The 13012-nt window shown below is 39.0% G+C and carries 16 protein-coding genes; all 16 read right to left on the bottom strand.

Going from position 1 to position 13012, the window contains the following annotated elements; genetic code table 11:
• Positions 1-29: 29 nt before the first annotated feature.
• The 16 genes from VS868_RS04555 to VS868_RS04630 all read right to left on the bottom strand — a co-directional run bounded on the left by VS868_RS04555 (position 30) and on the right by VS868_RS04630 (position 12810).
• Positions 30-581 carry a PRC-barrel domain-containing protein gene (locus VS868_RS04555; protein ID WP_189602884.1) on the bottom strand — a complete coding sequence of 184 codons (552 nt, stop codon included), beginning with the start codon at positions 579-581 and terminating at the stop codon, positions 30-32.
• A 197-nt stretch (positions 582-778) separates the two neighbouring features.
• Positions 779-2788: a copper-translocating P-type ATPase gene (locus VS868_RS04560; RefSeq protein ID WP_229793646.1), complete on the bottom strand. Its 2010-nt coding sequence runs from the start codon at positions 2786-2788 to the stop codon at positions 779-781.
• 146 nt (positions 2789-2934) lie between these two features.
• Entirely contained in the window at positions 2935-3240 is a 306-nt protein-coding gene (locus VS868_RS04565) for a phosphoribosylpyrophosphate synthetase (protein ID WP_345599343.1), read from the bottom strand.
• Positions 3241-3246: 6 nt separating this feature from the next.
• On the bottom strand, positions 3247-3891 hold the full coding sequence (locus tag VS868_RS04570) for a hypothetical protein (RefSeq protein ID WP_189602881.1): 645 nt from the start codon (positions 3889-3891) through the stop codon (positions 3247-3249).
• Positions 3888-4781: a ribose-phosphate pyrophosphokinase gene (locus VS868_RS04575; RefSeq protein WP_189602880.1), complete on the bottom strand. Its 894-nt coding sequence runs from the start codon at positions 4779-4781 to the stop codon at positions 3888-3890. The genes VS868_RS04570 and VS868_RS04575 overlap by 4 nt, the downstream gene beginning before the upstream one ends.
• A 7-nt stretch (positions 4782-4788) precedes the next feature.
• The gene (locus VS868_RS04580) at positions 4789-6291 is read right to left on the bottom strand and encodes a thymidine phosphorylase family protein (protein ID WP_345599344.1); all 1503 of its coding nucleotides are present in this window, start codon (positions 6289-6291) and stop codon (positions 4789-4791) included.
• Between the two features lie 21 nt (positions 6292-6312).
• Entirely contained in the window at positions 6313-7689 is a 1377-nt protein-coding gene (locus VS868_RS04585) for an MBL fold metallo-hydrolase (protein WP_189602878.1), read from the bottom strand.
• Between the two features lie 14 nt (positions 7690-7703).
• Positions 7704-8543, bottom strand: a complete 840-nt coding sequence (locus VS868_RS04590) for an ATP cone domain-containing protein (RefSeq protein ID WP_189602877.1) — start codon at positions 8541-8543, stop codon at positions 7704-7706.
• Positions 8544-8545: 2 nt separating this feature from the next.
• The gene (locus VS868_RS04595) at positions 8546-9376 is read right to left on the bottom strand and encodes a universal stress protein (protein WP_189602876.1); all 831 of its coding nucleotides are present in this window, start codon (positions 9374-9376) and stop codon (positions 8546-8548) included.
• A 16-nt stretch (positions 9377-9392) separates the two neighbouring features.
• Entirely contained in the window at positions 9393-9728 is a 336-nt protein-coding gene (locus tag VS868_RS04600) for a P-II family nitrogen regulator (protein ID WP_189602875.1), read from the bottom strand.
• Between the two features lie 27 nt (positions 9729-9755).
• Positions 9756-10766, bottom strand: coding sequence for a type II glyceraldehyde-3-phosphate dehydrogenase (locus VS868_RS04605; RefSeq protein ID WP_189602874.1), 1011 nt, complete (start codon positions 10764-10766; stop codon positions 9756-9758).
• Positions 10767-10931: 165 nt separating this feature from the next.
• On the bottom strand, positions 10932-11204 hold the full coding sequence (locus VS868_RS04610) for a DUF5676 family membrane protein (protein ID WP_345599345.1): 273 nt from the start codon (positions 11202-11204) through the stop codon (positions 10932-10934).
• 17 nt (positions 11205-11221) lie between these two features.
• Positions 11222-11434: an SHOCT domain-containing protein gene (locus tag VS868_RS04615; RefSeq protein ID WP_189602872.1), complete on the bottom strand. Its 213-nt coding sequence runs from the start codon at positions 11432-11434 to the stop codon at positions 11222-11224.
• A gap of 4 nt (positions 11435-11438) precedes the next feature.
• On the bottom strand, positions 11439-11675 hold the full coding sequence (locus VS868_RS04620; RefSeq protein WP_189602871.1) for a hypothetical protein: 237 nt from the start codon (positions 11673-11675) through the stop codon (positions 11439-11441).
• A 326-nt stretch (positions 11676-12001) separates the two neighbouring features.
• The gene (locus VS868_RS04625; protein WP_345599346.1) at positions 12002-12343 is read right to left on the bottom strand and encodes a hypothetical protein; all 342 of its coding nucleotides are present in this window, start codon (positions 12341-12343) and stop codon (positions 12002-12004) included.
• 146 nt (positions 12344-12489) lie between these two features.
• On the bottom strand, positions 12490-12810 hold the full coding sequence (locus VS868_RS04630; RefSeq protein WP_265164194.1) for a YHS domain-containing protein: 321 nt from the start codon (positions 12808-12810) through the stop codon (positions 12490-12492).
• Positions 12811-13012 lie beyond the last annotated feature (202 nt).

Raw genomic sequence — 13012 nt, forward strand, 5'->3', positions numbered from 1 at the left:
CCTTTGACTATAAGTAGACCTGCATTTCCTCATTCTTCATCAGAACCGAAAAAAGTCCTTTCATTGAAATCCTCCTGGTTGTAAAAATTCCCTTGCGTATAACTGATTTCCTCCTTTTGTTTTGCGGAAAAAATTAGCAGAGTCTTCTTTTCATCTTCAATAGCGAGACTTTTTAAGTTTTTATAGGTGGGCAATGTTTTTAGTTTCTCAGCACTTACTTGTTCCTGAACAACAATTTTTTGTTTCTCTTGATTTAGTTCTGCTCTTCCTATGGGAATTAAAACATCCTTATCCTCTTTTACATTTATCTCTAATCCCACAACGAGGTATCTTATTCTTTTCTGGGTTTTGTCGAACAAAAAATCCTTCAGCTTTCCCACTCTTGTTCCAGTAGCATCAACTATCTGCCTTCCATAAATCCTGGAAAAATGATCATCAATTTTGTAGTCGCTGTTCTTAAGCTCTTCCAAATGTTCAAGTGGTGCAGAAATCTCATTAGGATCTCTTGAGGTACTTCTTTTTATATCCTGACCAACCTCATCATATTTCCACTTCTGTATCATTATTCTGTGTCTCGTCATATCCTAATTTTAATCGGGTTTAATTATTTCAAAACATATCATTAAAAACTAAACATATTATTTTTCAAAGTAAAAATTGGACCCTTGATTTCCCTTTATAATTCTAATCAGTGAGAAAGAAATATTTTAGCCTTTGCAAGTCTCCATTGCACAATTTTTCATGAAAATTAAATGAAATTTTCCAAGAACTTTTTCTCCTATTTTCCAATCTTTTTCTTCAGTAACTGCGCATTAATTGCAACAATAACTGTACTCAAACTCATAAACACGGCCCCAACGGCAGGTCCTAACACAAAACCTGTGGAATAAAGTACTCCGGCAGCTAATGGAATGGCTACAACGTTATAACCCGTTGCCCATACCAGGTTCTGAATCATCTTATCATAAGTAGCTTTTCCAAAAAGGATTAGATTGGCAATATCCTGAGGATTACTGTTGACCAGGATGATATCGGCAGTTTCTGCAGCCACATCTGTTCCCGAACCTACTGCAATACCAACGTTCGCCTGAGCCAAAGCCGGCGCATCATTAACCCCGTCACCGGTCATGGCCACAAATTCTCCCTTACTTTCCAATTCTTTAACTATTTCCACTTTTTGATGGGGTAAGACTTCTGCATAATATCCATCCAGACCGAGTTTGTCACTAACTGCTTTAGCGGTCCTCTCATTATCCCCTGTTGCCATAAAAACTTTAATATTGTTCTCTTTAAATATCCTGATGGCGTCTGCAGACTCGGGTCTAATCTCATCGGCAAGCGCGATATACCCGGCTAATTCACCGTTGATCAATACAAAAACCACAGTTTCGGCTGCATCGCTATAGGCATCTTCGGGGATGTTGATATTTTCATCCCGCAAGTATCCAGGACTTACTACTTTCACCTCTTTTCCCTCTACAGTGGCCTCGACTCCTTTGCCGGTAATGGCATTAAAGTTTTCTGGTTTTGGAATAGGGACTTTATCATCTTTTACTTTTTTGATGATCCCAACAGCAATAGGGTGTTCAGAACTCTGTTCTAACGCGCTGGAAAGCCTTAGAATCTCTTCCTTGGAGAATTTATCATTCACAGATTCGATACGGGTGACGCCGAAGTCCCCTTTAGTAAGGGTTCCGGTTTTATCAAAAAGTAAGGCGGTAATTTTTCGGGATTCTTCAAAAGCCGTTCGGTTACGAATTAACAATCCATTTTGGGCAGATACTGCTGTAGAAATTGCGACTACAAGTGGAATTGCCAGTCCTAGCGCATGGGGGCAGGCAATGACCATAACCGTCACCATTCTCTCAAGTGCGTACACAAAAGGAAAGCCTAAGATCAACCAAACCGCAAGAGTGCCAAAACCAATACCCAATGCTATGTAGGTCAACCATTTTGCGGCCCTGTCGGAAAGGTTTTGCATTTTGGATTTGGATTTTTGCGCTTCCTCCACCATAGTGATCACCTTATTGAGATAGCTATCCTTCCCGGTATGTTCGACTTTAGCCTTTAAGGATCCATTGCCGTTAATAGATCCACCAATTATTTTTTGATCTGTACTTTTCTTTACCGGTTTTGATTCCCCGGTAAGCATCGACTCATTCAGGTAGCTTTCACCCTCCACGATTATAGCATCTGCAGGCACTTTTTCACCAGGTTTAACAAGAATTATATCTCCTTTTTTTAGCGTATCCAGCTTTACATCTTCAATCTGATCTCCGTTTACCCGATGCGCTTCCGCAGGCATCATACTCACCAAAAGCTGTAAAGCTTTGGAAGCACCCAAAACAGATTTCATTTCAATCCAATGCCCTACCAGCATAATAGCAATAAGCGTAGCGAGTTCCCAGAAAAAGTCAACACCCTCGAGACCAAAGACCGTGGCAGAACTGTAGAGATAAGCCACTGTAATTGCCATAGAAATGAGGGTCATCATCCCTGGGGCAGCTTTTTTCACTTCAGACCAAAAGCCTTTCAAAAATGGCCAGCCTCCATAGAAGTAAACAACAGTCGAGAGGGCAAAAAGGATGTACTTATTTCCTGGTAGAAGATATTTGTACCCAAAGAAATCCTGGATCATTGGCGACAGAAAGAGGATTGGGATAGTTAAAACAAGAGTTACCCAAAAACGCTTCTTAAAATCTTCAATCATCATTTTATGGTGATCATGACCTGCATGGCCATGAGCGGGTTCATCATCGTCATGTTTCCCCCTGTCATGATCCATCATGTCCCGGTCCATCGCCTTATTGTGCCCATGTTTTGTTTTTTCAGCAAGGTCATCCTTTAAGTTAGCTTCTTCTTTTCTTGCTTCCCGCTTCGCTGAATTCTTTGACTCCTCCTTGTGTTCGTCGTGATGTTCCATAATTCCTGAATTTACTGGTTAATTTTTCTTAGTTTGGTTCGCATTGTTTCCGAAATATTTTCTGAATAGATACCGTATGCATCTACCAAAATCCCCCTGACCCCATAACGGGAAGAGATAGCAAATAATATACTGTTGTCATCTGTACTGCTCATTCCTTCAAATCTATATACTTCATTGACCAAAAAATCCTGTGGGTGTATCTCCAGCTTTAAAGAGGGGCACTCAAGACAGTGAGGCTTTAAATTAAAATCATATTTGTAACCTCTGGCCTGGAGGCCATTCACAGCTTCTGAAAGGGTGTCATAATTATTCATTTTCTTTTATTTATAAGTCATTGTAAAATAACTGTTGTCTTCTTCGATAAATTCTTGAAAGTTCAATAGACCTTGTCCATTTAATTTCTCGTTAACAGTATAATTTAGTTGCTTAATGCGAATCCCCCACGCATAGGTCTTAATATTGATCTTTGAATTAATAGTTTTTTTGTTGTCATTGAACTTTCGGTCATATATCTTTATAATACTTTTGGAACCAAAAAAATCGAGCAGTCCCGAATCAAAAGTCATTTCCAATTCTATATTTTCAAGGTTGTCCAAATCGTAAAGCCTTTTAAATTTTTCAGAGGTGGTATTAACCTTGGTCTGCCTTGATTTTGGGTTGGAAAACGGCAAAGCCATTATTATAATACTGGCTTCATCAGGCTTACAGAGATAGGTCGTGGTGTATTTATCGGTCAATTTTTTGTCTTTATCCAACAATTCTGTAACTACCTCAATTTCATAATATCCATTTTTCTTTATTGTTTCACCCGCTTCAAATATTTGTTTATTGAGAAAAGCACCTTTTTCATCAAAATTCTCACGAATGACCACTCTGCCTGAAATCTGCCCTATAAGCATTTCCGTTTGTCCAGTCATTGTGATGCTGAATAAGATAAATAGTACTATAAATCCTTGTTTTCTCATATATGGTGCATTAATTTCTTTACCTCTTTTGCAATAATATTGCTTAAATCTATGCCATTGGATGGATGCGGAATGGTATTGCAGGTAACTATCTTTTCTACTCCGGAATCCAATAAATCTTGATAGGCATTTCCTGAAAAAACGGCGTGAATGCCTACGCAGATAGGGGGTTTCATTCCTGCTTTTTTCAGATGTTGTACGGTTTCAATCATTGTTCGCGCGGTGGAAATAATATCATCTACCAAAATGGGTGTGGCATTCTTGTACTTATCCATATCAGGAACAGAGACTTCCACGTCACGGTCGCCGTGACGTACTTTCTGTAATACCGTAAAAGGTGCGCCAGCATTTTTAGCGACTTCGGAAACCCATTGTTCACTTTCCAAATCGGGCCCGATAAGTACCGGGTTTTTGATGTATTTCTTGATCCATTCTGAAATGGCATCAGCAGCGTGAATTACTTTATTTGGAATTTGATACACTTCTCCCAAAGAACTAATTCTATGCAAATGAGGGTCAACTGTGATAATGCTATCGGCAAAACCTGAAATCAATTTTCCAAAAAAACCGGAATTCACTCCTTCACCTTCATTAAATACTTTGTCCTGACGCATATACGCCAAATAGGGTGCTACCAAGCAGGTGCACATTGCTCCCAAGGATTTGGCTGTGTGGCTTAAAAAATATAGAGGCAGCAGTTTCTCGTCCGGTTCGTGCAAGGTGCATACTAGTACCACACATTTATCTTTAACATCAGATAATATACGCGTGTATGACTCCCCGTCAGGGAATTTACGCACGTTGGCTTTCCCTATTTCAGCATCCATTTTTTTTGCTAAAAGCTCTGTAAGTTTTTCATTTCCGGGAAGGCTAAATAATATTGTTTTCATAGCACGTTTAAATTATGGTTATGATGTCGTTATGGTTATTTTTATATTCCAATGCATAGTTAAGTTCGCCTTTGGATTCAGCATATAAAGTATATAGCAATTGATTCTTTTCTATTTGTTCTCCCAAATGGATATTTAATAGAATTCCTGCCGAAATAGATTGAGGTGCTCCTGAAAGCTTTGCGAGCTTCGCTATTTTTCGGTTATCAATTCTTTTTAAAATTCCGGATCTTTCGGCTGTAATTTCCATCTTATGAGGTGCTAAAACAGGTTTTGAAAAGCGTCCTTGTGCTTTGCAAATGGCCACAAATTTTTCATAAGCTTTTCCAGATTTGAGAATTTGACGTGCTGTTTCCAGTCCCTTTCCTTTTTCTTCTTTTCCAGAAAGCTCAAATAGTTCAGCGGCTAAAAGCAATGCTCTTTCTGTTAGGTCTTTAGGTGCATCAGCTTCATTTTTCAAAACTTTTAATATATCAATAGCTTCTAAAGTGGGACCGATACCCCTTCCAACAGGCTGCGTTCCATCAGTAACCACAGCTTTTGCCTTCAACCCAACAGCAGTGCCAACGGTTTCCATATGATTTTTTAATTTTAGAGCCATTTCAGTACTGCGAACCTTGGCGGTTTCACCAATTGGAATATCAATGACAACGTGAGTAGAACCTGCCGCCGCTTTTTTAGAAAGTACAGAAGCGATGAGCTGACCTTCACTATCGATATCCAAAGCTTTTTCAACTTTAATGAGCACATCGTCGGCAGGACTTAATTGCGCTGTACCTCCCCAGACAAAACATCCTCCTTCTTTTTCGACTACAGCTTTTATTTCTTCGGAAGAGAGCGTTACATTGGTCAATACTTCCATCGTATCTGCTGTACCAGCTGGTGAAGTGATGGCACGTGACGAAGTTTTAGGCATTGTAAGTCCATAAGCGGCAACAATAGCTACTACCAATGGGGTTGTTCTATTGCCTGGTAAACCACCAATACAATGTTTATCGACCACAATATCTTTACTCCAGTCCAACTGTCTTCCTGAAGCTATCATTGCTTTAGTAAGGTCGCATATCTCATCAATATCCATTCGGTCGCCCGCACAGGCTGTAATAAATGCCGATAGGTGAATGTTAGAATAATTGCCTTCTACGATATCGTTGATGATGTTGTTATAGGCTTTAAAATCCAGTTTTTGATTATAGATTTTAGCTCTTACGTGGCTTAACGATTCAATAGGCTCCAAATGGGAAACATACAGCATTTCATTTTGGGAAACATTCAGTTTTTTTGCTGCAGCATCCGAAAGGCCTATTTCATTTGGTAAAAGAAGGCCGGAACTCAAAACGTTCAAGCTTGCGACGATTGAGGTGGTTGCATTTGATATCCTGACCCTTGTTAGTGCTACAAACCCTTCAGAACTACAGACGTGGCAATCCTCACGCATATACACTACATATTCGTTTTGGGTGTAAATCCCGAGATGTTTATATTTTAGTATGTTTGAGTGTGGGTCCATTATTTTATTGATTGCTGGGATTTATTCTATTTCTTCGATGGTGTATAATTGCGGAATTTCTGTATTCCATCCATAGGTTTCCTTGATACCTTTTTGTAATGCTTCTGCACTTTCTTTTTCACCGTGGACAATGAATATACGTTCGGGCTTATTTTTAATGTCGCCCATCCATTCTATAAGTTCTGCGTGGTCTGCGTGTGCCGAGAGACCTTCAATTTCAGCGACCTGCATATTGAAAGGCACCCATATTCCATAGACTTTTAGTTCTTTCTCACCTTCCAACAGCTTTCTACCACGTGTGCCTTCAGCTTGATAGCCTACAAAAAGCAAGGTGTTATTTGGATTTTGTGCCTGTGTTTCAAGATAGTTGAGCATTCTTCCGCCTGTGAGCATTCCACTCCCTGCAATTACAATTTTTGGTCTGTTATCAGTTCTTAATTCCATTGTTTCGCGATAACTGCTAACAAGTGTAAAATGTGAACACATTTCGTCACATTCGTTGTCTTCCAATCTGTGCCAATCCCGAGTTCTATGAAACAGTTCCAATACGTTGGCACCCATTGGGCTATCCATAATCATTTGAACTTTAGGGATTTTGTTCTCCTTGAGTAATTTCCAAAAGATAAGCATCATTAGTTGGGCACGCTCTACCGAAAAACTGGGAATAAATAAGCTGCCACCTCTATTGATGGTATCGTTGATTAATTTTTCGATTTTTGGAAGCGCTTCTACTTCATCAGGATGAAACCTTCCTCCGTAAGTGGATTCAACGAAAAGTATATCCGCTTTTTTTGGTTTAAGGGGTGGATAGAGCAATAAATCATTGGTTCTACCAATGTCTCCAGAGAAGACAAAGCGTTTTCCATAAATATCCAACTCAATATAAGTTGCACCCAGAATATGCCCGCTGTACTGGAACCGAGCCCTGATACCATCAAATAACGGAATCCATTGTGCTTGTGGAATGCCCTTAAAATGCGGAATGGTTTTTTCTACATCCTTTAAATCGTAAAGCGGTTCTGCGAGACTGTGTTTGGAATAGCCTTCTTTATTGGCACGTTCTGCTTCCTGTTCCTGAATTTTTGCACTATCGTTCAATATGATTTTTGCAATGTCCAAAGTAGGATTCGTACCATAGATGGAACCATTGAAGCCTTGTTTCACCAACCTCGGCAGATAACCTGTATGGTCCATATGGCCGTGGGTGAGCAAAACAGCATCAATATTTGCAACATTAACAGGTGGGTACTCCCAGTTTTTAAGGCGTAATTCCTTTAGCCCTTGAAAAAGTCCGCAGTCTATGAGTATCTTTTTATCTCCTGTATCCACTAAATATTTTGAGCCGGTTACTGTACCTGCTGCCCCCAAAAAGTGAATGTTTATTTGATTAGTTTTCATCGGTTGTTCTAGGATTAGATTTTGCATAGTTCAAGTGAATCTTCCAGAATTCTTTTGTGTCGGGAGTTGGGAATCCCTACTTTATCCAACAAGTTCGGACTTTCGTGGAGTTCTTTACAGAGAACAATGCCTTCATCCAATAATTTTGTTTTCTCAGCTTTCGTTAAACTTGTTAAGGCTGTTAAGGGGTGCAATCCCGCCTGGTCAATTCTATCTTTGAGTCCACTCTCCTTTGGATAATCCCAACTGGTCATTAGCAGGCCAACACAATTGCCATAGTTTATGGCATCAGATGTAAAACGTGTATTGGTATATAAACCTCCTTTGTGGATTTTGTTCTGGTGACCCTTTTTACGTCTCCACTGTTTTTCCACATCTAAAAAACGGGAATGGATGTACAAAGGAATTTTTACATTGCAAAACCTGCCTTGATCACTATGGTATTTACATTCAATCATATAATGTTTTTCACCTTTTTGCGCTATCACATCCACTTCATGCTGAACGCAATTGCCTTGTACAATCACACCAACCTTTGTTTCAAATCCTTCGTGTGCCAATAATTTGCCTACCAACTTTTCAAATGGGAAGCCAGAAGGGCCTAATTCCATCAATGCCTTTTTAAGCTTGTATTTAAAGGCACTTACTCTCGATTTTGCCTTAAGCATTTTAAACGCTGCCTCATAGATCCTTTTAGTGGTCATCCCTTCTTCAAGCTGTTCATACACCTTATGAGCTATATCCTTAACAATAACCTCATTTGCTCCCGCCCGCCTAAGGGAATTGATGAGTTTTTCAATTTGGAAATCCTCATACTCACCCGAAGACTTTTTAACCAGGACTGATCTTTTCATAGTCACATTTTAATTGTCATAACGGGCAATTCAGAATGGTTGGTTACCTTTTCAACGGTGCTACTGGAGAAGAGACTTAAAAATCCCGTGCGCCCGTGCGTACACATGGCAATAAGATCCACATTTTTGTAGATCAAAAAATCATTTATTCCTTCCTCTACACCCGATTCGTTATAGACATTCATTGAGTAAGTTGTGAGCCCTGGGAAATTTTCAAGGAAATCTTTTATAGGTTGCAGACTCTTTTCAATACTATTATAATCTGTTGTAGTATTCACCTTTAATAAATGGATACGTGCATCACATTTTTCAGCAAGTGATTTTACGTGTTGAAATTCTTCTGTCACATCTTCTTTAAAATCTGAGACAAACAAAATGTCTTTAAAAGGAAAAGAAACATCCTTATCTTTAACTACGATGACAGGCACCTCGGCTTTTCTCACTATTTCTTCTACATTGCTTCCCAGTAATTCACGAATTCCTCCTTTTGTGCCACTACTACCGGTAACTATAAAATCATGTTCAAAATGACCGCAGTGGCTTAGGATGTTGCTTATTTCACCATTATATTCCAAAAAGGTTCTGCATTTAAGTCCAAGGCCCTCTGCTTTTTTTTCTAATTCTCTCAAATCTGCCTTCGCGCTGCCAATCTTTAATTTTGTTTCGGGGTATAGATCTTCCTTCTGTTTGTCCAGTCGAACCCAGTCAACCGGGGTTTTTACGTAATGGAAGAAATGGATTTCCGAATTGTAAAATTTAGCCATTTTGAGCCCCAGCTCCTCTGCTTTTTGACAATTTTCAGAAAAATTGGTAGGTACAAGTATATTGTTCATAATTTAAAATTATTAGTTATTTCACATTATCGTTTTTGGTATTTTTTATCTTAAATATATCCTGGACATCAGAAACATATATGAGACCATCACCACTTTTTCCTGTTTTGCCATTTTGACGAACGATGTCACAAATAGCCGCCACTTTACTGTCCTCACAGACGATTTCCAGTTTATAGATCTTGCTGTGGAGGAATGGTAGTTTGAGGGAAGGCCAATCTTCTCCAGGATCTGTGTAATCGCCGGTTCCTTCTCCCTCAAAGACTGTTAAACAGCAATGGCCCTCTCTCCTCAAGGAAGAAATCACCTCCTTAATTTTATTTGGCCGTATGAATGCTTTTATTTCTTTCATAACCTCTTATTTATTGTTATTGATAAATCATATTCCTAACGTGCGGTTGGTTTTAAGTATGGATACGTGCCCATCTTCTATGATACCTGTGAGTGCTCTTATCGCATCAATAGTTTCGGGGATTACAATAGCCTGGTTGTCTACCACATAGGCATAGAAGAGTTCGTCTCCCTGTACTTTCAACATATCCTCCCAAAGTGCAACTTCGTACATGTCCCCCCAGGGTCTTCCCATATCCAGGAACATTTCTTTTATAGTATTGTTTGAAACCAAACCCTGCTCGTACCGAATCATCTTAATTCTTGTCGACGTTTTAAAAGCATTTAAAACTTCATCTTTTGAGGCCTTTTTTGTCAGTCGCACATTCCAGTAGTGCATATGGCTCAGGGTTTCAGGTACTTTTACTGCAGCAGTAATAACATCCAGTTCGGGATCTACACTTTGAGCATCGGGACCCTGATGACTGGGAATATCTTTTTCAGGAACCATTGTATTCATGATTCCCCCCATATGGCTTTCCCAGGGATCTGTTGCTCTTCGTAAAAGAGTACCGCGGGCACTTTGTAACAGATTTGCCCTTTTTAGAGCCGTAAGAGTTCTTAAAATGGAGGTGGTGTTGCACGAAACCACCCGCGTAGCATCTATGTTTAGAGCGGTTTGGTAATTGTTTTCGGCACTGAAGGAATGGCCCGCAGTTTCATGCTTTTCACCTCCTTGTACAATAAATTTTTTACCTTGACTTTTGTATCGTTCTACGTTTTTTGCGGCAACTTTTTTAGGGGTGCAATCCACAACCAGGTCCACCTGATCTAAAAGCTCTGTCATTCCGCCTTTAACGGAGAATCCGGCGTTTTTCATTTCCTTTTCTGCTTCTTGTGTCGCGCTGTAAATATTGTAGTTTTTTCTTACCGCATTTTCTATGCGCCAGTCACTTATGATATCACAAATGCCGGTTAACTCCATATCATGTTGTTTGTCAATGGCATCGGCAACTCTTTTGCCGATGACTCCATAACCTACTACTGCTATTTTTTTCATGACTTCCAATTTTTTAATTTGATCTTGTTCCTTTGTTTCACATTACTTTCGTGTTTAAAGTAACCTGATTATGCTTTGGATGTACCAGGCGAGTGGCTTATCTCGATTAAAAGTGTATTTCAAGTAGATCCTTAATTACAAAAGCATTAAATGCAGCAGTATCCTTTAACCTTTTACTTGAGCATTATAAAATACCGCTACACAAGCACCGATTAGCCAGCTTAAGATGAAAACCTGGATAATTCCAAAGAACACCTCCAGTACAGGCACATCCATTCTTATTATACTACTTGTGTCCAGTCCGTGTAAAAGACTGTTAAAGAACTTTACTGTTCCTTCCCGCCCCACTGTGGCCATCACCAGTACACACCCCACATAAAGGAGAGCTCCGGTAAGACCGAGTGCCAAACCAAATTTTTTTATGTTTAATCGATACATATTTTCAGATTTTAAAATTATTTATCCGATTCTAATAGCTTCTTTTGTTCTTCGAACTGTTCCTTCGAAATTTCGCCACGTGCAAATCGCTTTCTTAGGATGTCCAGTGGTTCTTCTCTTCTTGTTTTTTTTCCCCATTGTGTTGGTATCATGAAAACCCAGATAAGAAAAACTATCCAGATGAACCACCAGATGAGGTGCATTCCAAAAAATCCATCATAATTGTGCATGTCTTTATTTTTTTTGATGTTGGTTTGTTACTTGATCTTTGCTTTTTTTCTTTAAATTCTCATCGGTTAACCCGTGAGTATGATCTCCATGCCGCATAGGCATCATTAGATGTATGGCAAACATTATGATGATAAATGTGAAAAGCCAGACATCACCACCCAATCCAATTGATGGGGCCAAAAAGATGAGCAAAAGAGGTAAAACACATCCGATGATCATCCATAACCAGTGATTTTTCATTTTAATTTATTTTAATGATTAAACAATTTTTTTAGATAGTATATCAATAAGTTAACTTAAAGGTTATTTTTTAAATATGATAATGCTCACTCATGTTGAAAATTCAATATTTTTTTCTACCTGTGAAGTTTTTGTGTTTTCATCTGTTTACCTTTAGTTTTACTGATACTCAATTACTTTAGTTGATTTATCGGAAACTGTAATAGATTGTTTCTTAAATTGAATCTTGATGTCGGATTCAACTTCATCCAGAGGCTATTGTTCATCGATGAAATGCATCTCCCTCCTCAGGATTCCTGCAGAGATATCAAGTTCCTGAACATAATTCAAGACCTGTTTTTTTCTAACTGGAACCAGTCCTTATCTCCTTCCAGCCTGAAGCTTAAGTGCAGCCAGTTAGGCCAATTAACCAGATCTTCATTTTCAATGGTCTTTCCTGCTATTTGTGATTTAAGCCTGTTGTAACCACCTGCCAGGTAGGTGCCCGGGTAATGAGTGCCATCAGCTTCTGATTCTTCTGCTGCTCCCCTGGTGGCGAAATAGCCATTGCCAAGGGTACAAAGGGCTTCCCGGAGTCCCTCTTCTTCTTTTCTTAAACCGTGATATTCCAGTTTCGAGTTTTGCATGGCTACTATTTTTTTGATGATCTTCATGAAAATGTAGGACACATCTTTTTATTTTTTCTTAGCTGTCAACTTCTATTTTACAAAATGACCATCTGGTTACTACTACCATTTTAGGTCATGTTTATATTCTTTCTAAAGTTGAAATTCCAATTATGTCTTTAAAATATTTACTGTGTAACCTTTGTATGTTAATGACTTATTCCGACAATCATAGCTGCAGTCATTCCCAGCACCATTACAATCCCGCTTATGGGTGCCCAGCCCATGTGCATACCGTTTGTAGACCTTCTTTTCTGTTGAGTGTTCTGGAACTTTTCCGGATTTTTTCTGAATACTGTCAGGCATTGTTCGGAATCAAAATAATACGTGTTTTCCATATAATTGTAGTTTATAGCACTTTGCTCGCTAACGACTATCCCACATACAGGATCCACGTGTTGACCTTGAGCTAAATCTATACGGCTGCTGCTACAAGAGGTGAAGGTGAGCAGGGCGGTAATCCAAATCAAGAGTATGATTAGAAAATTTCTTTTTCTGAGGGTGCTCGCAAAAATCGATTTCATTTTTTTGATTTTTTTTAATTTTTTTATTCAACCACTACAAGTACCAGTCTCTCAAAAATGCCATGGATAGAGCTAGAAGAAAGAGTATTACAAAAGCACATATTGCCAGAAATTTATCACTCTTTTTGGCCTTGGAACGATGCCGCTC

It is taken from the genome of Salinimicrobium sp. 3283s (assembly GCF_039602225.1).
Lineage (GTDB): Bacteria > Bacteroidota > Bacteroidia > Flavobacteriales > Flavobacteriaceae > Salinimicrobium > Salinimicrobium profundisediminis.